This is a genomic window from Curtobacterium sp. SL109 (assembly GCF_026672405.1).
GTDB lineage: Bacteria > Actinomycetota > Actinomycetes > Actinomycetales > Microbacteriaceae > Curtobacterium.
In genome coordinates this window covers 1009692-1033139 of sequence record NZ_JAPPRB010000002.1, presented here as the reverse complement: position 1 = coordinate 1033139, position 23448 = coordinate 1009692, and the positions used below count along the sequence as shown (strand labels likewise).

Genomic DNA, 23448 nt, shown 5'->3' with positions numbered 1-23448 from the left:
GGCGAGGGACGGGCATCCGCCGCATCAGGCCGCCGGCAGCCCGACGAGCGCCGACGGCTCGTGAGGCTCCGATGCACCCGCGGCCGACCACGCCGACGACACCGCATCCGTGACCGAGCAGCTCGCAGACCAGTCGAGCAGTCGGACCGCACGCTCGACATCGGCCACCACGATCGCCGGGTCGCCCGACCGTGCGGGGGCGTCCTGCGTCGCGATCCGGAGGCCGGTGACCGCCTCGGCGATCTCCACCACACGGCGGACGGACGTGCCGGTCCCCGTCCCGATGTTGAACGCGTGGGCACCCGAGGTGGACTCGAGGTGGTCGAGCGCGGCGACGTGCGCCCGGGCGAGGTCCAGCACGTGGACGAAGTCCCGGACACAGGTGCCGTCGGGCGTCGGGTGGTCGGTCCCGAACACCGGGACGGCCCGGCCCTGCCGCGCCGCCCAGAGGACGATCGGGATGAGGTTCGCGACGCCGTCGTCCGCGAGCTCCGGCCACCCGGCGCCAGCGACGTTGAAGTAGCGCAGGTTCGCCGTACGCAGGCCCCATGCCCGTGCCGCGTTCTCCGTCATCCACTCGCCGATGAGCTTCGACTGCCCGTACGGGTTGGCCGGCGCGCAGCGGTGGTCCTCGGCCACGAGCGGCGCCGTCGTCTCGCCGTAGACCGCGGCGGACGACGAGAACACCAGGCGATCGACACCCACGCGCTCCATCGCGGCGAGCAGGTTCACGAGGCCGCCCACGTTGCGGTCCATGTAGCGCGTCGGGAACGCCATCGACTCGCCGACCTGCTTCATGGCAGCGAGGTGGACGACGTCGGTGACGCCGTGGTCGACGAGCCCCCGCTCGAGGACGTCGGACGCGGCGGCAGATGCGAGGTCGACCCGGAGGTCGAGCGGGGCACCGAGCCGACGCGCTGAGCCGGTGGAGAGGTCGTCGAGGGTCACGACGCGATCACCCCGGTCACGGAGGACACGAGCGACGTGGGAGCCGATGTAGCCGGCCGCACCGGTGACGAGGACGGTCTTCAGAGGGCGCAGGAGAACGGACATCGAACCAGTGTACCAACATGTGATATTGCAACACGACGGAACGTGTCCGGCTGGGGCAGTAGTGTCGACCCCGTGCGCTGGAGTCGAGTGAACTGGCCCTCGGTGGGCTACGTGTCCCTCGAGGACTTCGACGGACAGCCCGAGCACATCGCACGGCTGCTCGAGGACGCTCCTCCACCGGTCGCAGCCCTCGCCACCGTGCGCTGGACCGACGCCCGGGTCGCGACCCTGCGCAGCGAAGCGGCACACCGACATGCCTCCGATGCCCCGACGGACGCGGCAGACGACGCGACGACCGACACCACCGCGATCCCGGGGCACGGCCTGCCCGACCCGGTGGTCGTGCACGCCGAGGTCGTCGTCCGGAACGACGAGGTGCTCGACACCGCCGACGGACTCTGGCGGCGCTGGAACCATGCCCGTGTGACCCTGCGCTTCGACGACGCCGTGATCGACCCGCCCGACGTGGACGCCGGCGCGGTGCTGGCCGGGGACGCCCACATCGCCCGCGGCGAGCTCGACCACGTGACCGGTGCGGACGCCTGGGAACTGCGGCTGCTCATCTCCCCCGTCGGCGAGGTCGCGATCCGGTTCCGGGACGCCCAGGTCTCGGTGCGCAGCGTCGACGAGTCCGACTACGACGTGCTCGGCGACCGCCCGACACGCGGCTGGCACGGCCCGGTCCCCGACGGCTGGGTGGAGTGGGCGACCGAGGGCGTCCGCGCCGCGGCGTACGGCGACCTCGGTGGGCTGCACCTCGCCGACGACGCCAGCGACGTCGACGACGTCGACCCGCGATGGGGCTTCGCCCCGCTGCACGCCGCCGCGTGGTTCGACCGGCCCGAGATGCTCGAGGAGCTCCTCCGCCGCGGGGCCACGCTCGCCCTGGTGGACTCCGAGGGGCGGACGCCGCTGACGCTGGCGATCGACCGCGACGCCCGGCGGGCACTCCGGGTCCTGATCGCGGCGGGCGCCGACCTGGAGGCACGGGACAGTGACGGCACCACCCCGGTCGTCCGCGCTGCATGGGGTGGCCACGCGGAGGTCGTGCGGGCCCTCGCCGACGCGGGTGCCGACGTCCGGGCCCGGGGCTCGCGCGGTGCGACGCTGCTCATCGCGGCGGTCGACTCCGCGGACCTGGAGACCGTCGGAGTGGTGCTCGCCCTGGACGTCGACCGCGACGCCGAGGACGACGAGGGCTCCACCGCCGCGGACCGCGCTGGGCTCCTCCGCGACGGCGCGATCGCGGCCCTGCTCGCCGCGGACGCGACCGACTAGCGACCCGACCCGACCGGGCACCCGACACGAGGTACCGGGGCCGGCCACGGCCGGACCGAGCCGGCGCGACGGACGCGGGACGAGCCTCCCGTCAGACGGTCAGGGCGTTCGCGGACGCGACGCCGCCGTACCAGTGCGCCGACGGCTTCGGGGTGCGCGCGAAGGTCTCGCGGTCCCATGCCACGAGACCGAAGGTCGGCCGGAAGCCGGAGGCCCACTCGTAGTTGTCGAGCAGCGACCAGTGCTGGTAGCCGCGGACGTCGATGCCGTCCTCGATGCAGCGGTGGACGCCCTCGAGCGCGCCCTGCGTGTAGGCGATGCGGCGGGTGTCGTCCGCGGTGGCGATGCCGTTCTCGGTGACCATGACCGGCACGTGGCCGGACAGCTCCCAGGCGCTGCGGATGCCGGCCGCAGCGGCCTCGGGCCAGAACTCCCAGCCGGTCAAGGTGGTCTCGACGTCGTCCGAGACGGGCAGCGGGCCGTCGGTGCCGATGAAGGTGCGCGTGTAGGCCTGGACGCCGACGAAGTCATCGCCCGCGGACTGCTCCAGGTACCAGTCGTCGCGCGGGTACCCGTACTCGCGGAGCTTCTCGGCCGAGCCCGGCTGGTCGGTCTCCTGGAACGCCTGGGTCGCGATGGTCCACCCGGACTGGAGGCCCGGCACCTGTCCCAGGACATCTCGCGACCGCTTGTGGCTGGCCAGCAGGGCGTCGGCCACCTGCAGGTCCGGGTTCGGCAGGCCGAACGCCACCAGGTTGGCCGCGTCCTCGCCGCCGGCGAGCATCGCGGCGATGTTCGGCTCGTTGATCGTGCAGACGTAGCGGACGCCGTCCTGCACGACGGGGAGCGCGGCCTCGGTGTACCGGGCGAACAGGTCGGCGGCGTCGGGGGCGCGCCAGAAGCCGTCGCGCTCGAACCAGCGCGGCACGGTGAAGTGCATGAGGGTGACGATCGGCTCGATGCCGAACTCGTGGCAGGCCTCGACCATGCGGCGGTAGTGGTCGACCTCGGCGCGGCTGACGAACCCGCGCTCGGGCTCGATGCGGGACCACTCGATGCTGAACCGGTAGGAGTTCAGGCCGAGGTCGGCGGCGATCCGGATGTCCTCGCGGTAGCGGTGGTAGCTGTCGGCCGCGTCGCCGGAGGGCTCGACGATCGTGGTGTCCGGCTCGTGCTCGTGCACCCACCAGTTGCTGTTGACGTTGTTGCCCTCGATCTGGTGGGCAGCCGTGGCGGCGCCCCAGAGGAAGCCGTCGGGGAAGTGCAGCGAAGCGATGATGGTGCCTTTCAGTGGGCGGACAGGAACCGGTCGAAGACCTCGACGGTCCCCTGCGGGTTCTCGATCTGGGGGCCGTGCCAGCTCTCCGGGATCACGACGTACTCGGCGCCGGTGTCCTCGGCCATGGCCCGCTGCCACGGGATCGGCCAGGCGCCGTCCCACTCCCCGTGCGTGACGAGGACGGGGAGCCCGGTGGCACGGAGTTCGGCGGAGCTGTCGGTGTGGTCCTCGAGGATGTGGCCGCCGGCGACGATGCTCAGGGGGCTCGTGGCGTCGAAGCGCTCGCGGACCATGCGCACGTCGTCGGGGAGCTCCTCGTCGGGGCGGTAGGCCCAGAGCGGGTTCGTGGCGTCGAACAGCGTGCGGTTGTTCCCGCCGGTGTCGTGCATGATCGTCAGCTCGGTGACCTTCCGGTACGGCCAGCCGTACGGGCCGGAGCAGAACTGCACGACGTCGCGGAAGGCGCTCGGGTCCTGGATCGCGGCGGCGCGGACGATCACCCCGCCGAGCGAGTGCCCGACCAGGTGCACGGGGGCGCCGTCGTCGAGCAGCCGGGCGACGCGGACGACGTCGGCGGCTTCCTCGTCGAGGGAGTAGTCCCGGGGTTCGATCGGCGCTGCCGAGTCCGCCTGGCCGCGACGGCTGATCGCGACCGCGGTCCAGCCGGCGTCACGGAGCAGGGGCATGAACGTGCGCCAGTCCTCCTTCGAGCCGGTGTACCCGGGGACGACGAGCACGACGCCCTTCGACGGGCCCGTCGGGACGACGCGGTAGGCGGTGAGCCGGCCGACGGGCAGGTCGATGCCGACGACGTCGACGCCCTCGGGTGTGGGCAGGTGGCCGAACGGCGGGACGGTGGGGAACGCGTGCAGATTCGTCATGAGGCCAGTCTGCGACGGGGGTTGGGCACGGCGTCCAGCAGCGCGACCGTGTAGTCGTCCTGCGGGTGCTGCAGCACGTCGGCGGTCCGCCCCCGCTCGACCACGGCGCCGTCGTGGAGCACCATGATGTCGTCGGTGATGAGCCGGGCGCTCAGCAGGTCGTGCGTGATGTAGAGGAGCGAGACGCCCCACTGTTCGCGGAGGTCCTCGAGGAGTGCGAGCACCCCGGCACGCAGGGTCACGTCGAGCATCGAGACCGGCTCGTCGGCGATGATCACCTGCGGGTCGCTCGCCAGCGCCCGGGCGATGACGACGCGCTGCCGCTGCCCGCCGGAGAGCTGGTGCGGGAGCTTCTGCGCGAACTGCTCCACGGGCGTCAGGCCCACGGTCTCGAGGAGCTCGAGCACGCGGCGTCGGGCGTCCTTGCCTCGCAGTCCGGTGTAGTTCACGACCGGACGGGTGAGCGTGTACTCCACCGTGTGCAGCGGGTTGAGCGCCGAGTACGGGTCCTGGAACACCATCTGCACCTCGGAGCGCAGGTCGCGCATGCCCCGACGCCCGAGCTTCGCCACGTCGAGGTCACCGAACCGGACGGTGCCCGAGCTCGGCTTCTCGACGCCGGTGAGCAGCTTCGCGATGGTCGACTTGCCGGAGCCCGACTGGCCGACGAGCGCAAGGGACTGCCCCGGTTCGAGGGTGAACGACACGTCGCGGACCGCCCGGACCGGGTCCTCGCCACGACGGGGCGGGGCGTAGGTCTTCACGAGGTGGTCGACGACGATCGGGTTCCGCGCCGCGCTGCGCTCGCGCGAGCCGACCGTGGCGTGGGAGGTGGTGGCCTCCTGCCGCTTCTCGCCGTGTTCCGCACGGAGCGAGCGGTCCGGGAACCCGGGCAGGGAGACGACCGACGCCCTCGGGTCGGCATAGTGCGACAGGAGCATCTGCGTGTACGGGTCCTGCGGGGCACGGAGCACCTCGCGCGACCCGCCGTCCTCGACGATCCGGCCCTCGTGCATGACGAGGACGCGCTCGGTGGCCTCGAGCACGATGCCGAGGTCGTGGCTGATGAGCACCGCCGTGAAGCCCTCGGCACGCTGCAGCTCGATGATCGTGTCCATCACCGCGTGCTGCACGAGGACGTCGAGCGCCGTGGTCGGCTCGTCGAACACCATGAGCTGCGGTTCGAGCGACAGCGCGAGGGCGATCGAAACGCGCTGCCGCATGCCGCCGGACAGCTCGCCGGGGAACCGCGCCAGCATCGAGTCGGGCAGCTTCACCTTGCCGACGAGCTCCCGCATCCGGCTGTCCCACCGCTCGCGCGGCACGTGGCCGTGGGCCTTGAAGACGTCGATGAAGTGGTTGCGGATCGTCCGCACCGGGTTGAGCGCGTTCATGCCCGACTGCAGCACCATCGCGAAGCCGCCCTGGCGCTGCTGCCGGAGCTCCTCGTCGCCGAGGTCGCGGATGTCCTTCCCCGCGAACACGATGCTGCCGCCGTTCGTCCGCGCCGGGGGCTTCTGCAGCCGGGTCAGCGCGTAGCCGAGCGTCGACTTGCCGGAGCCGGACTCGCCGACCAGGCCGACGAACTCGCCCTTCCGCAGGGAGAAGGACACGTGGTCGACCGCCTGGACGGCGGTCTGCCCTGACGACTCGTAGACGACCGACAGGTCGCGGACGTCCAGCAGGACGTCACCGGCGGTGGATCCGCCGGACGGGAGGCTCGTGGCGGCGCCGGTGGGGGCCTCCAGTCCGGTGGTGGGGACGGGACGTGCACCGCTCATGCGGTCGCCTCCTTGCGCTTCGGGCGCGCGCCTTCGCGCAGCCGCGGGTTCGACACGGCGTCGACGCCGAAGTTGATCAGGGTGAGGCTCATCGCGAGGAGGGCGATGCAGAGCCCGGGGGCGAACAGCAGGATCCACTGGCCGGTGAGCAGCGCGTTGGAGTTCTGCGCCCAGTAGAGGATCGTGCCCCAGCTGACGATCGAGGAGTCGCCGAGGCCGAGGAACTCCAGGCCGGCCTCGGCCAGGATCGCGCTCGTGGCGGCGCCGAAGAAGCTGCCGACGATGAGGCTCGTCATGTTCGGCAGGATCTCGCGGAAGACGATGCGGGTGGCACCCTCGCCGGAGAACTGCGCGGCCGTCACGAAGTCGCGACCACGGAGGGACTGCGTCTGGCTGCGCAGGACGCGAGCGCCCCAGGCCCAGCCGGTGACGACGATCACCGCGATGATGACCGCGATGCCGCCGTTCTGCAGGTACGCCGCGATGACGATCATGAGCGGCAGCCCCGGGATCACCAGGAACAGGTTCACGATGAAACCGATGACCTCGGCGACCCACCCGCGGACGTAGCCCCAGCTGAGGCCGATCGCGACGGCGACGAGCGTGGAGAGGATGCCCGCCACCGCGCCGACCATGACCGAGATGCGGGCACCGTAGATGAGCTGGGAGAGGACGTCCTCGCCAGCGGCGGTGGTTCCCATCCAGTGGGCCCAGGTGGCGTCCTCGCTGCGGGCGAAGCCGTTCTGACTGGCGCCGTACGGGGCGAGGAGCGGGGCCGCGATCGCCACGACGACGAACACCGCGAGGACGATGATGCCGATGCGGGCCTTGGTGTTGGACCAGACGACGCCGAACTGGCGGGCGGCGGACCTGAGCCTGGACGGGGCTTGCTGTTCCGGTGCGTCCTGCGTGCGGACTGCGACGGTTGCGTCGGGTGTGCTCGTGTTCGTCATCGGCGCGTCCTCGGGTGGGGGTTGTGGGCGGGGCACGCCGCTCGTCGCGAGTTGCGGGTCATCGGCGCGTCCTCGGGTCCAGGACGCCGTACAGCACGTCCACGATGAAGTTGGCGATGAGCACCGACACGGTGATCATCAGGAAGAGCGCCTGCATGAGCGGGTAGTCCTGCCCGATGACGGCGTTGAACAGCAGGTAGCCGATGCCCGGGTACCCGAACACCTGCTCGACGAGCACCGAGCCACCGACCACACCGCCGAGGGCCAGGCCGAAGCCGGTCAGGTTCGGCAGGATCGCGTTGCGGGCGGCGTAGCGGATGGCCACGGTGCGACCGCGCAGGCCGTTCGCCTCGGCGAAGGTGACGTAGTCGTCGCCGAGCGTGTTGATCATCGCGTTGCGCATGCCGATGATCCACCCGCCCAGGCTGGTCACCAGGATCGTCACCGCCGGCAGGACCGCGTGCTGCAGGGCGTCACCCGTGAACGCCAGGTTCAGGCCGGGGGTGGTCGTCGCCGAGTACGCGCCGGTGGTCGGGAACCAGTGCAGGACGTAGCCGAGGAAGAACAGCAGGAGCAGCGCCGTCCAGAAGTACGGGAACGTCGACATGAACGACCCCGACAGGGTGGGGAGCGAGTCGAGCCAGGTCCCCCGCTTCCAGGCCGCCGCGATGCCGATCAGGGTGCCGAGGACGAACGCCAGGATCGTCACGACCCCGACCAGGACCAGTGTGTACGGCAGGGCCTTGCCGACGAGGTCGCCGACGGGCTGCGGGTAGAACGTGTAGCTCGTACCGAAGTCGAGGGTGACGACCTGGTGCAGGTAGCTGCCGTACTGGGCCCAGAGGCTGCCGGTCGGGACGCCGAGCTGGGCCTCGATGGCCTTCTTCGTGGCGTCGGTCACCGGGCCGTTCTGGCTGAGCTTCGCGAGGGCCGCGTCGCTCGGGCTGCCCGGCATGAGGCGCGGGAGCACGAAGTTCAGAGTGACCGCGGCCCAGAGGGTCAGGACGAAGAGGACGAGTTTCTGGAGGATGTACTTCACTTGCCCTGCTCGCTCTCGGTCGCGACGATCGCGCGCCCGGCGGCGCTGTCGCGCAGCCGGAGCTTGGTGAAGATGAGCAACGGCGCGGAGTCGTAGTTCTGCGGGGCCATGTACGGGTCCTCCGCGCTCGGCCAGCCGACGAACTTGCCGGTGTTGAACAGGCCCCAGAGCCCGCCGTGGTACATGCCGATGACGGGCAGCTGGTCGTACACGATGGTCTGCAGCTGGTCGAGGATCTCCTGCTGCCGCGTCGTGTCCGTGGTGGCCTTGTACTCGTCGAGCAGCCGCTGCGTCGCCGGGTCCCGGTAGCGCTCGTAGTTGTTCACGGTCGACTTGCCGACGGGCTGGTAGAAGTCGGTCGACATGAGCGAGTTGAACGCCTGGTAGACGTCGCCGTTGCCCATGCCGCCCATCGCCATCTCGAAGGTGCCGTTGTTGATGGCCTGCTGGTAGCCGGCGGGCTGCGGCGCGCTGATCGACACCTTGACGCCGATGGCGGTGAGGTCACGGCGGACCTCCTGCGCGGCGCGGAGCCAGTCGGCGTAGCCGTTCGCGGTCGTGATGGTGATCTCGAGCTGCTTGCCGTCCTTGACGATCTTCCCGCCCTGCTCGACCCACCCGGACTTCGCGAACGACGCCTTCGCCGCGGCGACGTCCTGCGTGACCATGCCCTCGTCGGGGATGTCGGGGTTCGCGTACCGCTCCTGGTTCGGCAGGATCAGGCCGGTCTGGGCCGCCGCGGTGAGGTTGCCCTCGGTGGCGGTCTCGGCGATGTCGTCGCGGTCGAGCGCGAGGGAGATGCCCCGGCGGACGTTGACGTCGTCGTACGGCGCCTTCGTCAGGTTCGGGATGAGGCCGATCACGCCCCCCGGCGGGAACCAGTACGTGTTCGTGTCCGATGCGGCACCCCACGTGCCCTTGACGTCGGAGATGAACGAGTACGCCCAGTCGTAGCCGCGGGTGACGGTGTCGAGCTGCGTGTTCGTCGCCGGCAGGACGAGGTGCTTGATCGCGATCTTGCCCGCCTGCCAGTACCGCGGGTTCTTGTCCATCGAGTACTGCTGGTCGGAGTAGTTGCCGAGGACGAACGGCCCAGTGCCGACCGGGTTCGGGTCACGCCACGTCGTCGGGTCCTCGACCCTCCCCCAGTGGTGCTCGCCGAGGATGTACGTCTGGCCGATGATCGTCAGGCTCGGGACGTCGTCGGACTTCAGGTGGAAGACCACGTGGTCGCCCTGCTGCTCGACGGTGTCGATGTGCTGCCAGGCGCCCTTGACGTCCATCGCGGGGAACTTCTTGAGCAGCTCGAACGTGAAGACGACGTCGCGCGCGGTGAACGGCGTGCCGTCGGACCACTCGACGCCGGTGCGGATCGTCATGTCGATCGTCCGGGCGTCCGGCTGCTCCCACGAGCTGGCGAGCCAGGGGTTCCGCCTGCCGTCGAGGGGGTTGACCTCGATGAGGGGCTCGTACATCCACTTCGACGCCGTGCGGGCGTTCGTGATGTACGGGTTGAAGTTGCGGTCGAACAGCGGGTTGCCGTGGTCGGCGTTGATGAGCATCGTGTCCTTGCCGATGCTCGGGTCCGGCTCCGACCGGACCTGGATGCTGCAGCCGGTCGCTGCGAGGGCCACGACCGCGATGCCGGCGAGGGCTGCGACGAGGCGGCCGCGCCGCGTGTGCGGCGTGCTCCGCGACTCGCGCCTCGTGCGCCGTGGGGTGCGCTGTGGGGGAAGCGTCATTGCTCGGTCGACCTCCGTGTCGAGTGGGTACGAGGGTCAATGTATGCGCTTACATCACGCCGCGCAAGTCGTGGTGCCGCGCAGCAGCCGGCACTACAGCGTCGGGGGGCAGCTCTCGCGCAGGAGCACCTCGACGGGGAGCCGCACGGCACGGGGCGGCCCCTCGCGGCGCTCCAGCCGGTCGACGATCGCGACGACCGCGGCCCGCCCGAGCTCCCCCATCGGCTGGTGCACGGTGGTGAGCCTCGGCGTGGAGAACCGACCGGCGTCGATGCCGTCGAAGCCCGTCACGACGATGTCCTCCGGCACCCGGAGCCCCGCCGCGAGCACTGCGTCGAGCACCCCCAGCGCGGACTGGTCGTTCGAGCAGACGATGGCCCGCGGTGGAGTGTCCGCCAGCAGTGCGACCGCCAGCTCCCGCGCCCGGCCCCGTCCGAAGTCGCCGTGCACGGTGCGGACGGTACGGGGCTCGACGCCGTGGTCGTCGAGCGCCTGGCGGAACCCCGCCGAGCGTTCCTGGTCGTCCGGGGAGTCGATCGGCCCCGCCACGTAGGCGATCGACCGGATGCCGAGCCGCCCGATCACGTGTGCGGCCAGCGTGCGCATGCCCGCGGCGTTGTCGACGCTGACGGAGTCGAACCCGTGCGAGCGCCGGTCGTCCGCGAGCACCACCACGGGCACCCGGCGGGCGACGTGCTCGAGCAGCTCGTCCGGCACGGTCTGCGCCAGCACCGCGAGGCCGTCCACCCGCCCGGCGACGTCGTTCACGATGACGTCGCGGGAGGGTCCGCGCCCGGCGGCGACCATGAGGGCGAGGCCGCGCTGCCAGGCCTCGGTCTCGGCGCCGCGGAGCACCTCGTCGAAGTACAGGTTGGACGCGAACGGCTGCGTCACGTGTCGGCGGTCGTCGACGACCCGCACCCCGCCGTCCGTCACGAGCCCCGGTCGCTCGTCCGGCACCACGTCGAACCCGGGCAGCAGGAGTCCGATCACGCCGGTCCGCTTGCCCGCCAGCGCCCGGGCGTTCCCCGACGGCACGTAGCCGAGGTGCCGGATGGCGGCCTGCACGCGGTCGCGTGTGCCCTCGCGGACGGCGTCGGGTGTGCGGAGGACGCGGGAGACGGTGGCGATGGACACTCCGGAGGCGGCGGCGACGTCGTAGACCGTGGGAGGTGCGGTGCGCTGCTCGGCCAACCAGGGCCTCCCGTCCGTCCGCTCGTGCGCGCCGGAGGCGAGCCGCCCCGACCGCCGACCATCCTAGGCAACCCGTCTCGACACACTTCTCCACAACCGCTGCCAGGCCCTTGCGGCGGACGGCAGCAGCGGATCACACTGGGGCGACCTCAGTACGTCCCGTGAGGAAGCGCAACCAGCGGGCGGTGCCCGCATCGACGCGGGCCGAGCCCGCCTACGGGAAGGACGACACGAGATGTCACAGTCGACGCAGTCAGGACGCCGCGACGCGGTCAGGGTCAGCCTGGACGAAGCCGAGGTGCGCGAAGCACTCCTCGAACGTACGCGCGAACCGCGGGAGGGCGCAGCCGCCTTCGCGCAGCTCGACGGCGCGGATGGGCGCACGCGCATCGAGTGAGCGTCGCCGCGGCCGGATCAGGACGCGGCACTCGGCCATGGAGGCCCGGCTCGCCCCCGCAGGGCGGGTCGGGTCCCGCGCCCGGTCGCGTCCGGACATGAGCACGACTGTGCGGGGGCAGTTGCCCTCAGGCCGTGGACGACGTCCGGTCGGTCGCGCCGATGATCGCCATGCCGGCACCGCGCAGTCGTCGGCGCTCCTGGGCGATCCAGGCGATCAGGCGGTCGTTCGTCCCGGCGACGTGCGCGGCGAGCAGGTCGGCCGCACGGTCGGCGTCCCCGGCCTGCACGGCGTCGAGGACGGCGCTGTGCTCGTCCCACGCGGCGTCGCGGGCCTCGGGCGTGCGGACCTCGATCCAGCGGGTGCGTTCGAGCCGGGTGAGGGCGTCGCCGATGGCGTCCGTGACGAACCGGTTGCCGCCGAGCGCCGCCAGGTCGAGGTGGAACGTCGAGCCCATCCGGATGCCGGCCTGCTGGTCGGGCGTCGGACGGAGGGCGTCGAGGTGCGCCCGGACCTCGGCGAGCGCTGCGGCGTCCGCCCGCTCGACGGCGAACCGGACGGCCGCGGGCTCGAGCACGCCACGGAGTTCGGCGAGCGAGGCGATCTCGTCGAGGTCGATCGGCGTGACCGTCCACGAGCGACCCTCGTGCAGGATGAGCCCCTCGCGTTCGAGCCGGGACAGGGCCGCGCGGACGGGGGTCCGCGACGCGTGGAACCGGGCTTCGAGCCCGCGTTCGGAGATGCGCTCCCCCGGCGCGATCTCGAGCGTCAGGATCGCGGCGCGCAGGTTGTCGTAGAGCTGGGCCGTCTGCGACACGGGCACTGCGTCGGTCGGTTCGGTCACGACGGACCAGCGTAGCGGCGGAGCGGTCCGGATGGTATACCGTTTTGGTATACCAAACCGTTCCGCGACGAAACGACGGCCATGACCACGACTGCCTCCGCGCCCACGACCACCGCCCGCGCGTGGTCGATGCTCGCGCTCGGCGTGGCCGCACAGGCAGCGGGCACGCTCGTCGTCTCGGCGCCGGCCCTGCTCATCCCGTACCTGCACGCGCACGGCACGCCCCTGCCGGTCGCCGGGGTGCTCGCCGCCGCGCCGACCTTCGGCATGGTGCTGACGCTCATCGCGTGGGGAGCGCTCACCGACCGGATCGGCGAACGGGTCGTCATCGCGGGCGGGCTCGTCCTTACCACCCTCGCCACGGTCGGTGCCTGGCTCGCTGCGGGTGACCCGGTGCTGCTCGGCTTGGCGTTCCTGGCGGGCGGGATGACGAGCGCGTCGACGAACGCCGCCAGCGGACGGGTCGTGGTGGGGTGGTTCCCGAAGGAGCGGCGCGGCCTGGCGATGGGGATCCGGCAGATGTCACAGCCGCTCGGCGTGACGCTCGCGGCGGTCACGGTGCCGCAGCTCGCCGAGACGTCCGGCATCCGGGCGGCCCTGGTGCTGCCCATCGTGCTGTGCGCGGTGCTCGCCGTGCTCTGTGCGATCGGCATCGCGAACCCGCCGCGACCGGCACGCAGTGACGCTCCCGCGGCCCACGTCGCCGACCCCTACCGGACGTCGGGCTTCCTGTGGCGGGTCCACGCGGTGTCCGTGTTGCTCGTGGTCCCGCAGTTCACGCTGTCGACGTACGGACTGGTGTGGCTCGTCGGGCTCGGGTGGCCCACGGCCGCGGCGGGGCTGCTCGTCGGGGCGTCGCAGTTCGTCGGGGCGATCGGGCGCATCCTCGTGGGGGTGTGGAGTGACCGGGCGCGCTCCCGGGTCGGTCCGCTGCGGGTCGTCGCCGTGAGCGCGGCGGTCGTGATGGCCGTCATGGCGCTCGTCGACGTCTCCCACCTGGCGGGTGCCGCCGTGTTCCTCGTCGTGGCCACGAGTGTCACGGTCGCGGACAACGGGCTCGCGTACACGTCGGTCGCCGAGGCAGCGGGGCCGTTCTGGTCCGGCCGGGCCCTCGGCGCGCAGAACACCGGCCAGTTCATCGCGGCGAGCGCCGTCGGCCCGGGCATCGGTGCCCTGGTCGGGGTGCTCGGCTTCGCGGCGTCGTTCGGGATCGTGGCGGTGCTGCCGTTGCTGGCGCTGCCGCTCGTCCCGCGGTCGGACCGGTCGACGGGGTGAGCGGTGGGCGTTCCGACCCATGACACCCGCGATGGGAGGTCGGATCGCGCGTTGGGAGCTGGAAGAACCGACCTCCCACGCGCGATCCGACCTGCTGCGCACGATACGACTGACCACGCGCGGTCCCGACCCCCGCACCCACCGCCCCGCGTCAGGCCGGGACGGCCGGGCCCACCCGCCACCGGAGCAGCGCGGACGCCGGTGCCCCGCTCGGCAACGACGCGGCGTTGACGAGCACGAGCTCGGCGTCGGTCAGCACGATCGCCCGGACGAGGGCGCACACCGCGGGCACCTGCCCGAGCACCTCGACCCCGCCCGCCTGCTCGGGCGCCGTCGCCACCCAGGGTGCTGCGGCGAGGGCGTACAGCGTGCGGTCGCCGAGCGCCGCGGCGTCGAGAGCGACCACGGCCGCCTGTGCCTGCTGCAGCGCGTCGACCACGGGGCCGATCCCGCTGACGCTCTCGTTGTCGCCGCGGCCCTCGTGCGTGCGCAGGAGGTCCTGCACGTCGTGCCGCCGCGATGCGAGGACCCGCGCGAGTGCCAGGTCGACGTGCTGCACGAGCGCCTTCTCGGACGCGTCGTCGGCCCGCGGGTCGACGGCGACCTCGGTGACGAGCGCCTTCGTGGCCGCGGAGAGTTCCCCGCGCAGCAGTTCGCGGGCGCGGATGTCCCCCGCCACGACGATGAGCCGGGGCGAGGTGGTGCGGACGGCCTCCTCCAGCGCGGCGGCGACCTCACCGGCCGTCTGCTTCCAGATCTCCTCGGTGTGCTGCTGCCAGTGCGACTGCTTCCAGCCGTTCCCGGACTTGACCTTGTGCAGCGTGTCCGTGCGGCCCTGGACGCGCTGCTCGTCCTCGGGGGCGCCGGACGGGGCATGTCCGAGACGGTAGCCGCGGAAGCCACCGCCCTCGCGGCCGACCTGGACCACCAGGAACGGCAGGTCGAACGGGCGGTGCGCCAACAGCGGGAGCAGGTCGGGGACCGTGCCCGTGCCGACGGACTCCTGCCCGTGCAGGTGACCGGGGAGGACCTCGCTCAGCACGAGTTCGTCGTCGCGGACGAGCACGTAGCGGGCGACGGGCGCCGGGACGCCCGGCTGCTCGACGAGCTCCTCCTCGATGACCTCCACCGCCCGGCCCGAAGCGCCCTGCTGCTGCAGTGCGTCCGACACGGTGCGCCGCTGGAGCGCGGCGAGCCGACGGGGGTCCTCGCGGTTGCCGGAGGCGTCGACGTACGCCCAGGTCCAGGTGCCGGGAGCCTGCAGTGCCTCGACCAGGTCAGGCTGCAGCGCCGTTGTCTCACGCGTCGTCTGTGCCACCGTCCACCACCTCGTTCTCGGTCTCCTCGCCGGTCTCGGTCGTGAAGACGGTGTCGTCGCCGCCCACGGTGTCGCCGGCGACCGCTCCCCCGCCGATCGCGCCCCGGCCGTCCGTGTCCGTGACGACGTCGGCGTCGTCCTCGGGCAGGACGTCCGTGCTGTCGTCCTGCAGCTCGCCCTCGACCTCGCCGTCGTAGCCGGACGCCCGGAGCGTCTCGGCGTCGTCGGTGTCGTCGGGGACCGGCTCGGACTGCCGGAACTCCTCGACGTGGCTGTTGCTGCCGTGGCCCTGGACGATGCTCTGCGCCTCGTGCGCGAGCTGCTCGTCGAGCTCTGGCCGGTGGGTGGTGTTCCCGCGTTCAGCCATCAGTGCTCCTCCCGTTCGTGTCGCCGTGGCGATCGCCGTCGGCGGCCTTCGTGCTTGCTCTGGGTCCCCACCGTCCGCGCTCCGACCTGACGCCGTTCCAAGGTCGGAGCGAACACCCAGGCCCGAACACCCACCGCCACTCGGGTTCCGTGGTTTGCTGAGGCGCAACCCCGATCAATGACGAACCGGAGTGCAGGCAATGACGCCATCATCACGACCACCAATCACGAGACGCCAGCTCTTCGGGCTCGGCATCGGAGCGGCTGCGACGGGTCTCCTCGCCGGTTGCGCGGTGCCCGGCTCGACGAACGTCAACCGGGCGGCACTCGTCCCCGCGGCGGCGAGCGGCGAGACCATCCAGCTCACCTACTGGGCCTGGCTCAAGGACCTGCAGAAGGTCTGCGACGTCTGGAACGCGAAGCACCCCGACGTGCAGGTCACGGCGAACTGGATCCCCGGCGGCAACAGCGGCGGGTACCAGAAGATGTACTCCGCGCTCGCGGCCGGTGGCGGGCCCGACATCGGCCAGGTCGAGCTCCGGCAGATCCCCGAGTTCATGCTCGCGAACGGCCTGGTCGACCTGGCCCGCTACGGCGCGAAGGACGTTCAGGACAAGTACGACGAAGCCGCCTGGGCCCAGGTCTCCTTCGTCGACGGCGTCTACGGCATCCCGCAGGACACCGGCCCGATGGGCTTCTACTACCAGACCGCGATCCGTCGAGCAGGCCGGCGGTGAGCCCCCGACGACGTGGGACGAGTGGAAGGTCCTGGCCGACAAGGTCCGGGGCACCGGCAAGCAGAACTACCTCGAGGTCTTCCCGGTCGCCGACGCCTCACCGTTCGCGGCGTACGCGCAGCAGGCCGGCGCGCGCTGGTTCAAGGTCGACGGCGACGAGTGGGTCGTCGACATGACGGACGACGCCACGCTGGAGGTCGCCGACTTCTTCGACGGGTGCATCGACGAGAAGCTGGTCGACACCAGCGCCGGCGCCTACTCCCCCGGCTGGTACGCCGCGTGCGCCAGCGGTCGGATCGCCGCCGTGACCAGCGCGAGCTGGGGCGACGCCCTCATCGAGTCGATCCAGGGCGGCAAGGGCAAGTGGAAGGTCGCCCCGATGCAGAAGTGGAGCGCCGACGGCTTCGGGTCGAGCGCGATCGGCGGCTCGACGGCCGCGGTCCTCGCGAACGCGAAGCACCCCAAGGAAGCGCTCGACTTCATCACGTGGATGACCACCTCGAAGGAAGGCGTCGACGCCATGATCAAGCACTGCGGCATCGGCTGGTCCCCCGCGAAGGACTACATCGGCGCCCAGCGCGAGCAGCCGAGCGCCTGGTTCTCGGGGCAGAACTACAACGAGGACGTCTTCGCCCCGGCTGCCAAGGAGCAGAACATCGACTGGTCCTGGTCCCCCGTCACGCAGTCGGCGTTCACGTCGCTGCAGAACCAGTTCCGTCGCAAGATCACCGGCGGACTCAAGCTCAGCGACGCCGTCGAACTCGCCCAGCGCGAGATCGTCCAGTCGTTCAAGGACAAGGGCCTCAGCGTCAGGACGGCATCGTGAGCACCCAGACCCCCACCCAGGCGCGCACCACCGAGCGCGCGCAGCCCACCTTCCGCACGAGCACCAAGGCCACCCGGGCACAGAAGCGTGCCCCGTGGATGCTGCTCGCACCGTTCCTGGCGCTCTTCGTCCTGACGTTCATCATCCCGATCATCAGCGCCCTGTTCCAGAGCTTCACCACCGTCGACCGGAAGGGCCTGTTCGGCGAGGACGGCGTCACCGGCCGGTTCGCCGGCTTCGACAACTACGTCACCGCGCTGAACGACAACGGCTTCGTCGCCTCGATCGGCCGCATGCTCCTGTTCGGCATCGTCCAGGTGCCGGTCATGATCATCGCCTGCACGGTCCTGGCGCTGCTGCTCGAGTCGGCGAGCGCCCGCTGGCCGGGCTTCTTCCGGGCGATCTACTTCATGCCGTACGGCGTCCCCGGCGTCATCGCGACGATCCTCTGGTCGTTCCTCTACGTGCCCGGCCTGTCGCCGATCGTGTCGCTGCTGCAGTCGATGGGGCTGCAGCCGGACTTCCTCGGCGCCAACAGCGTGCTGTGGTCGATCGCGAACATCGTCACGTGGACCTACACCGGCTACAACATGCTCATCATCGTGGCGCAGCTGAAGTCGATCCCCGGCGAGGTGTACGAGGCCGCCAAGATGGACGGCGCCGGTCCCTTCCAGGTCGCGTGGCGCATCCAGATCCCGCTCATCGCGCCGGCTCTGGTGCTGACGACGGTGTTCTCGATCATCGGCACGCTGCAGCTCTTCGCGGAGCCGCAGATCCTGTCGACGGTCGCCCCCGCCATCGACACCGAGTACACGCCGAACTACGCCGCGTACACGAACGCGTTCGCGTTCAACGAGTACGGCGTCGCGAGTGCACAGGCGGTCATCATCGCGTTGGCCGCCTTCATCCTGTCCTTCACGTTCCTGGCGCTGACCAACCGTCCGCCCAAGGACGAGCGCGACCAGCGCAAGCGGGCCAGGAAGGACGGCCTGGAGGCCCAGCGCGCGCTCCAGACTCGCGGCACCTCCGCCACCGGGTCGCGTCCGGCGACCGGTGCCGTCACCCGCAGCACGACCACCGGGGCCGGGACGAGCCTCCAGTCCGGACCGAAGGGGACGAGCGCATGAGCGGCGAGACGATCCAGGCACCCATCACGCGGCAGGCGGCCGAGCCCGTCGACACGACGTCCATCTCGGCGCACCAGCGCCGCAAGCTCGACCGCTCGCCGCGGTCGCAGATCGTCGTGACGGGCATCCTCGTCGTCGTCGCGCTGTACTTCCTGGTGCCGCTGTACTGGGTCGTGATCGCCGCCACGAAGACGACGGGGGCGCTGTTCTCGACGAACGGGTTCTGGTTCGGCGGCGACTTCGCGCTGTTCAGCAACCTGCAGCAGGTGTTCACGTACGACGGCGGGATCTTCGTCCGGTGGATCGCGAACAGCATCCTGTACTCCGGCGTCGGCGCGGTCCTGGCGACCTACTTCGCGGCGGCCGGCGGGTACGCGCTCGCGAAGTACGAGTTCCGCGGTCGGCAGCTGGTGTTCGGGACGATCCTCGGCGGCGTGCTCGTGCCGGGGACCGCGACGGCCCTGCCGCTGTTCCTGCTGTTCTCGACGATGGGCCTGACCGACACGTACTGGAGCGTGCTCATCCCGAGCCTGGTCTCGCCGTTCGGCCTGTTCCTGTGCCGGGTCTACGCCTCGGCGTCGATCGACACGGCGCTGATGGAGTCCGCACGGCTCGACGGCGCCAGTGAACTGCGGATCTTCCACACCATCGCGCTCCGGCAGATGACGCCGGCACTCGTCACGGTGTTCCTGTTCCAGGTCGTCGGCATCTGGAACAACTTCTTCCTGCCGCTCATCATGCTGGCAGACCAGAAGCTGTACCCGATCACACTGGGACTGAACAACTGGCGGTCCCAGGTGGACCGTCTGCCAGAGTTCTACCAGCTCACCACCGGCGGAGTGCTCGTCTCGGTCATCCCGCTCGTCATCGCCATCATCGTCCTGCAGCGCTTCTGGCGCGGGGGCCTCACGGAAGGATCGGTCAAGGGTTGACCTCCACCGCCACCGACGACCTGCACGCCACGACGCCCGGATCGGCGTCCCGACTGGCACCGAGGGCGTGGTTGCACACCGATGCACCCGCCCTGACGCTGAACGGGGAGTGGGACTTCCGCTGGTCGCCGGTGGCGGACGCCCCCGGCTTCGACGACCCGGACGGCTGGGGCACGCTGCCGGTCCCCGCGCACTGGGTCCTGCACGGGCACGGGGCGCCGAGCTACACGAACCTGCAGTACCCGTTCCCGATCGACCCGCCGCACCCGCCCGAGGAGAACCCGACCGGCGACCACCGGCGCACCTTCTCGCTGCCGACGTCGTTCGACGCGGCCGCCCGGGTGCTGCTCCGGTTCGACGGCGTGGAGTCGCACTTCCGCGTCTGGCTGAACGACGCCCTGGTCGGCTGGTCGACGGGCTCCCGGCTCGCGACCGAGTTCGACGTCACGTCGCTGCTGCGGCCCGGGGCGAACGAGGTCCGCGTCCGGGTGCACCAGTGGTCCGCGGCGTCGTACCTGGAGGACCAGGACCAGTGGTGGCTGCCGGGCATCTTCCGTGACGTCACCCTGCTCGCGCGTCCCGCGGCGCCGATCGACGACGTGTTCGTGCGCGCGGGCTGGACCGCCACCACGGGGAACGCGGCCTCGGCCGGGACCGCCGCGTCCGGCCGTCCCGCGACGGGCACCGGCACGATCTCCGTCCCCACGCTCGACGCCGTCTTCCCCGTGCGGTTCGCCGTCCCCGAGCTCGGCGTCTCCGTCGTCTGGGACTCAGCGGAGGACGTCGCCCCGATCACGGTGGAGGGCGTCGAACCGTGGAGCGCCGAACTCCCCCGGCTGTACGATGCCACGCTGTCCTCGGACGGCGAGACGGTCTCGCTCCGCCTGGGCTTCCGCACGGTGTCGATCGAGGGCGATCGGTTCCTGGTCAACGGCGAGCGCGTCGTGTTCCACGGCGTGAACCGTCACGAGACCCACCCCGAGCGCGGCCGCGTGTTCGACGAGGCCCACGCACGAGCCGACATGGCGCTCATGAAGCGCCACAACGTCAACGCCATCCGCACCTCGCACTACCCGCCGCACCCGCGCGTGTTGGACCTGGCCGACGAGCTCGGCTTCTGGGTCGTGCTGGAGTGCGACCTCGAGACGCACGGGTTCCTCTTCGTCGACTGGGTCGGCAACCCCTCCGACGACCCGGCGTGGGAGGAGGCCTACCTCGACCGCATCGCGCGGACCGTCGAGCGGGACAAGAACCACGCCTCCATCGTGATGTGGTCGCTCGGCAACGAGTCCGGCACCGGGCGGAACCTCGCGGCGATGTCGTCGTGGGTCCGCGCTCGCGACGCCGAACGTCCCGTGCACTACGAGGGCGACTACACGGGCGAGTACACCGACGTGTACTCGCGGATGTACCCGACGCTGCAGGAGACCGAGTCGATCGGCGGCGGTCCGGCGACGCCGCTGCTCGAGTGCGGCCCGGCCGAGGCGGCGCGGCAGCGGTCCAAGCCCTTCATCCACTGCGAGTACGTGCACGCGATGGGCAACGGCCCCGGGCAGATCCAGGAGTACGAGGACCTGGTCGACCGCTACCCGCGGCTGCACGGTGGCTTCGTGTGGGAGTGGCGCGACCACGGGCTGCTCGCGCACACCCCCGACGGCACCCCCTACCACGCCTACGGCGGCGACTTCCACGAGGTCGTCCACGACGGCAACTTCGTGATGGACGGCCTGGTGCTGCCGGATGACACCCCGACCCCGGGTCTGGCGGAGTTCGCGGCCGTCGTCGCGCCGGTCCGCCTGTCGGTGTCCCCGCTGCACGGCACGACCACCGCGGGCGGCGGCACCGTCCTGGTCGAGAACCGGTTCCACTCGGCGTCCACCTCCGGGCTCCGGTTCACGTGGACCCTGGCGCGGAACGGCGTCGTCGAGGCCACCGGACGCCTGGCGCCCGGTGTCGTGCCGCCGCGGGAGTCGGCCACCGTGCCCGTGCCGAGCGAGGTGCTCGCGGCCGCGGCCGGGCCCCTCGCCCCCGGCGAGGAACTCTGGTTCGACGTCGTCGCGGAGCTCGCCGGACCGACAGCCTGGGCGGACACCGGCCACGTCGTGGCACGCACCCAGACGCTCGTCGCGAGCCGACCGGCGGAGGCCCCACGAGCCTCCGGTGCGGGCTGGGACGGTGACCGGCTCGGGGAGGCGACCTTCACGGCCCGCGGTGACCTGTCGAGCTGGAAGGAGCTGCCCGTCGCCGGGCCGCGCCTGGAGCTCTGGCGGGCACCGACCGACAACGACCGGCTGGCCTCGCAGGGTGGCTACGAGACCGCCGACCCGGTGCTGACGCACGGTGTCGGCGACCCGGACGCGCCGTCGTCGGCGTCGAAGTGGGAGGCGCACGGGCTGGACCGGCTGACGCACCGGCTCGTCTCGGTGTCGCGGACGGAGCACGGCCTCGTGCAGCGCGTCCGCGTCTCGGCGGCGAACAGCGGCGCCGGCGTCGAGGTCACGCACCGCTGGACCCTGACCGAGGCCGGGCTGCAGCTCGACACGACCGCGGTCCCGTTCGGCGCCTGGGGCATCACGTGGCCGCGCATCGGCGTCCGCATCGACCTGCCGGCGTCGCTCGTCGACGAGTCGGCGGAGTGGTTCGGCACCGGGCCGCTGGAGTCGTACGCGGACTCCTCGCACGCGGCGCACGTCGGCCGGTTCGCTGCGCCGGTGTCGCTGCTGACCGTGAACTACTCGATGCCGCAGGAGACCGGGCACCGTCCGGACCTGCGCTCGCTCACCGTGGGGCCGTTCACGGTCTCGTCGGTCGGTGCACGGCGGACCGGCTTCACGCTGACGCCGTGGACGGCGCAGCAGGTCGGCCGTGCAGGGCACCCGTACGAGCTGCCGGCGTCGGACGCGCTGTACCTGTACCTCGACGCGGCGCAGCACGGGCTGGGGTCCCGCGCGTGCGGCCTCGACGTGCTGCCGGAGCACCAGCTGTGGCCGGCGACGACGGCGTGGAGCGTGCTGCTGGGGTAGGGCGCGGGGTCTCGCGGCGGCGCGAGGCGGCGGCTGGCGGCGCACTCCCGAAACCCGCTCGAACCACGGACTTCGGTGGTTGGAGCGGGTTTCCGCTGTGCGGCGACTGCGGCGTGCCTCCTCACCGACCGCGGAGGCCACGGCGTTCTTCGCCATGAAGAGCCGCCGAGCCTTGACCCTCCAGCTGCACGACCCAACGAGCGGGAACAGCGGACAGACCGTCACCATCGCGATGAGGAACATCGACAGCATCTTCCTTGACACCGCCGGAATACTACGTTTCAGTACACATGTGATTTACTCCGCCTTGATGCTCATCGCCAGTGGGTCGGTCATCTCGGTCATTGCCGAGCTGACATCACGAGGCATCGTCGGCCCGAACGGCGGCGCTGGAATCCGCATTGCATCCGTGATGCGATCGGAATCGACTTGGAAGATCGGCCATCGTGCTGCCCGTGGATGGCTCCACGCAGCCGCTACGGCGTTGGTCGGCTCCGGACTGCTGAGCCTCCTGGCGCCACGCATTGCTGACTCGTGGCTCCCCATCGGCATGGCGAGCGCCTTCTGCTTCCTCATCGTCAGCGCCTTCGTCGCGAGTCGTGCCGCCCGGCGGTCCGAAGCCTCGATCCTCGACGACTGACGTACTGAGCCTGACACCGTGGCGCAGCAAACAATCCACCTCAGAAGACCATCAGAACCAGACACCATCTCACAAAGGGGTAGAACATGAGATTGATCGCCACTGCAATTGCGCTCACCGCCACGATCGCCGTTGGCAGCGTGACAGCGGCGCACGCCGACCAGCGCGAGTCATTCTCCGATGAGCAGATCGTTCGTGGACTGGTCTTCGGCCAGGGCGAGTTCGCCGATCGCATCAAGACCAGAGTGGAGCTTCCCGAGGAGCTCAGTGAACCCGAGCTGAAGAAGTACGACGAGGTGACGGACACCATCGTTCTCGATCTCGTCCACAACACGTCCTACGGAACGAACAGGTCGATCAAGGCCATGCGATCTGGGGATCCCTACCAGGTGCTGTCAGGCTTCGATCAACTGCACGAGGCATTCGAGAAATCGCTGCGTTCGCAGTTCCCAGAGGCGATCGCGGAACGGTCCAAGGCGACGCAACCGCGAGTGTGTGGGCCCACCGTCTGCGCTGCAGCGATCGTCGCTGTGATCGCGGTTGGAACGGTACTCGCTGCTGTCAACTTCAACGTCGCGGGGAACGTCAACATGGTCGTCAATCAGAACGGCCTGTGGTCGAACAACGGCGTCTTCGGTTCACGATCCAGTTCGAGCGACGATGCTGATCTCCCAACCGCCGATCCCGCGCACATCGCTGAGCAGTACCCACACCTCGTCGAGTCAGAGGTCGCCGCACGGGTGGCGACCGTCTTCGAATAGAA

Annotated in this window: 17 protein-coding genes and 2 pseudogenes; 8 read left to right on the top strand and 11 right to left on the bottom strand. The window is 70.9% G+C overall.

The features are described from left to right. Positions 1 to 24: 24 nt before the first annotated feature. Entirely contained in the window at positions 25 to 1053 is a 1029-nt protein-coding gene (gene galE / locus OVA28_RS06435) for a UDP-glucose 4-epimerase GalE (protein WP_268096234.1), read from the bottom strand. Between the two features lie 72 nt (positions 1054 to 1125). Between galE and OVA28_RS06430 the strand changes: the two genes are divergently transcribed. Continuing rightward, positions 1126 to 2331: an ankyrin repeat domain-containing protein gene (locus OVA28_RS06430; protein ID WP_268096233.1), complete on the top strand. Its 1206-nt coding sequence runs from the start codon at positions 1126 to 1128 to the stop codon at positions 2329 to 2331. A 91-nt stretch (positions 2332 to 2422) separates the two neighbouring features. Here the strand turns inward: OVA28_RS06430 and OVA28_RS06425 are convergent, their stop codons facing one another. The 8 genes from OVA28_RS06425 to OVA28_RS06390 form a co-directional block, all read right to left on the bottom strand. Continuing rightward, positions 2423 to 3598 carry a glycoside hydrolase family 1 protein gene (locus OVA28_RS06425; protein ID WP_268098164.1) on the bottom strand — a complete coding sequence of 392 codons (1176 nt, stop codon included), beginning with the start codon at positions 3596 to 3598 and terminating at the stop codon, positions 2423 to 2425. A 20-nt stretch (positions 3599 to 3618) separates the two neighbouring features. Beyond that, positions 3619 to 4491 (bottom strand): alpha/beta fold hydrolase, encoded by an 873-nt coding sequence (locus OVA28_RS06420; RefSeq protein ID WP_268096232.1) that lies wholly within the window; start codon positions 4489 to 4491, stop codon positions 3619 to 3621. Then, complete coding sequence (locus OVA28_RS06415) at positions 4488 to 6272, bottom strand: ABC transporter ATP-binding protein (protein WP_268096231.1); 1785 nt, start codon at positions 6270 to 6272, stop codon at positions 4488 to 4490. Before OVA28_RS06415 ends, OVA28_RS06420 begins: the two co-directional genes overlap by 4 nt. Beyond that, on the bottom strand, positions 6269 to 7225 hold the full coding sequence (locus OVA28_RS06410; protein WP_268096230.1) for an ABC transporter permease: 957 nt from the start codon (positions 7223 to 7225) through the stop codon (positions 6269 to 6271). The genes OVA28_RS06415 and OVA28_RS06410 overlap by 4 nt, the downstream gene beginning before the upstream one ends. 58 nt (positions 7226 to 7283) lie before the next feature. Continuing rightward, positions 7284 to 8264 (bottom strand): ABC transporter permease, encoded by a 981-nt coding sequence (locus tag OVA28_RS06405; RefSeq protein ID WP_194629130.1) that lies wholly within the window; start codon positions 8262 to 8264, stop codon positions 7284 to 7286. Continuing rightward, on the bottom strand, positions 8261 to 10006 hold the full coding sequence (locus OVA28_RS06400) for an ABC transporter substrate-binding protein (RefSeq protein ID WP_268096229.1): 1746 nt from the start codon (positions 10004 to 10006) through the stop codon (positions 8261 to 8263). The genes OVA28_RS06405 and OVA28_RS06400 overlap by 4 nt, the downstream gene beginning before the upstream one ends. 93 nt (positions 10007 to 10099) lie before the next feature. Next, positions 10100 to 11200, bottom strand: coding sequence for a LacI family DNA-binding transcriptional regulator (locus tag OVA28_RS06395; RefSeq protein ID WP_268096228.1), 1101 nt, complete (start codon positions 11198 to 11200; stop codon positions 10100 to 10102). 524 nt (positions 11201 to 11724) lie between these two features. Beyond that, positions 11725 to 12441, bottom strand: a complete 717-nt coding sequence (locus OVA28_RS06390) for a GntR family transcriptional regulator (RefSeq protein WP_268096226.1) — start codon at positions 12439 to 12441, stop codon at positions 11725 to 11727. Between the two features lie 81 nt (positions 12442 to 12522). On the opposite strand from OVA28_RS06390, the gene OVA28_RS06385 reads away from it, so the two are divergent. Continuing rightward, positions 12523 to 13716 carry an MFS transporter gene (locus OVA28_RS06385; RefSeq protein WP_268096224.1) on the top strand — a complete coding sequence of 398 codons (1194 nt, stop codon included), beginning with the start codon at positions 12523 to 12525 and terminating at the stop codon, positions 13714 to 13716. Positions 13717 to 13867: 151 nt separating this feature from the next. On the opposite strand, the gene OVA28_RS06380 is transcribed toward OVA28_RS06385, so the two are convergent. Together OVA28_RS06380 and OVA28_RS06375 are read right to left on the bottom strand one after the other, a co-directional pair. Continuing rightward, positions 13868 to 15034, bottom strand: a complete 1167-nt coding sequence (locus OVA28_RS06380) for a baeRF2 domain-containing protein (RefSeq protein ID WP_268096223.1) — start codon at positions 15032 to 15034, stop codon at positions 13868 to 13870. Further along, the gene (locus tag OVA28_RS06375; RefSeq protein WP_194659962.1) at positions 15015 to 15401 is read right to left on the bottom strand and encodes a hypothetical protein; all 387 of its coding nucleotides are present in this window, start codon (positions 15399 to 15401) and stop codon (positions 15015 to 15017) included. Before OVA28_RS06375 ends, OVA28_RS06380 begins: the two co-directional genes overlap by 20 nt. Before the next feature lie 199 nt (positions 15402 to 15600). Here OVA28_RS06375 and OVA28_RS06370 point away from each other — a divergent pair. The 6 genes and pseudogenes from OVA28_RS06370 (at position 15601) to OVA28_RS06345 (ending at position 23446) form a co-directional block, all read left to right on the top strand. After that, positions 15601 to 16963: pseudogene (locus OVA28_RS06370) on the top strand (extracellular solute-binding protein). A gap of 98 nt (positions 16964 to 17061) precedes the next feature. Continuing rightward, a pseudogene (locus tag OVA28_RS06365) lies at positions 17062 to 17904 on the top strand (carbohydrate ABC transporter permease); the annotation flags it as partial. A gap of 182 nt (positions 17905 to 18086) precedes the next feature. After that, positions 18087 to 19022, top strand: coding sequence for a carbohydrate ABC transporter permease (locus tag OVA28_RS06360; protein WP_228504453.1), 936 nt, complete (start codon positions 18087 to 18089; stop codon positions 19020 to 19022). After that, positions 19019 to 22045: a glycoside hydrolase family 2 TIM barrel-domain containing protein gene (locus OVA28_RS06355; protein WP_268096222.1), complete on the top strand. Its 3027-nt coding sequence runs from the start codon at positions 19019 to 19021 to the stop codon at positions 22043 to 22045. The genes OVA28_RS06360 and OVA28_RS06355 overlap by 4 nt, the downstream gene beginning before the upstream one ends. Positions 22046 to 22277: 232 nt before the next feature. Continuing rightward, on the top strand, positions 22278 to 22685 hold the full coding sequence (locus tag OVA28_RS06350) for an SdpI family protein (RefSeq protein ID WP_268096221.1): 408 nt from the start codon (positions 22278 to 22280) through the stop codon (positions 22683 to 22685). Positions 22686 to 22771: 86 nt separating this feature from the next. Beyond that, positions 22772 to 23446: a hypothetical protein gene (locus OVA28_RS06345; RefSeq protein WP_268096220.1), complete on the top strand. Its 675-nt coding sequence runs from the start codon at positions 22772 to 22774 to the stop codon at positions 23444 to 23446. Positions 23447 to 23448: the final 2 nt, after the last annotated feature.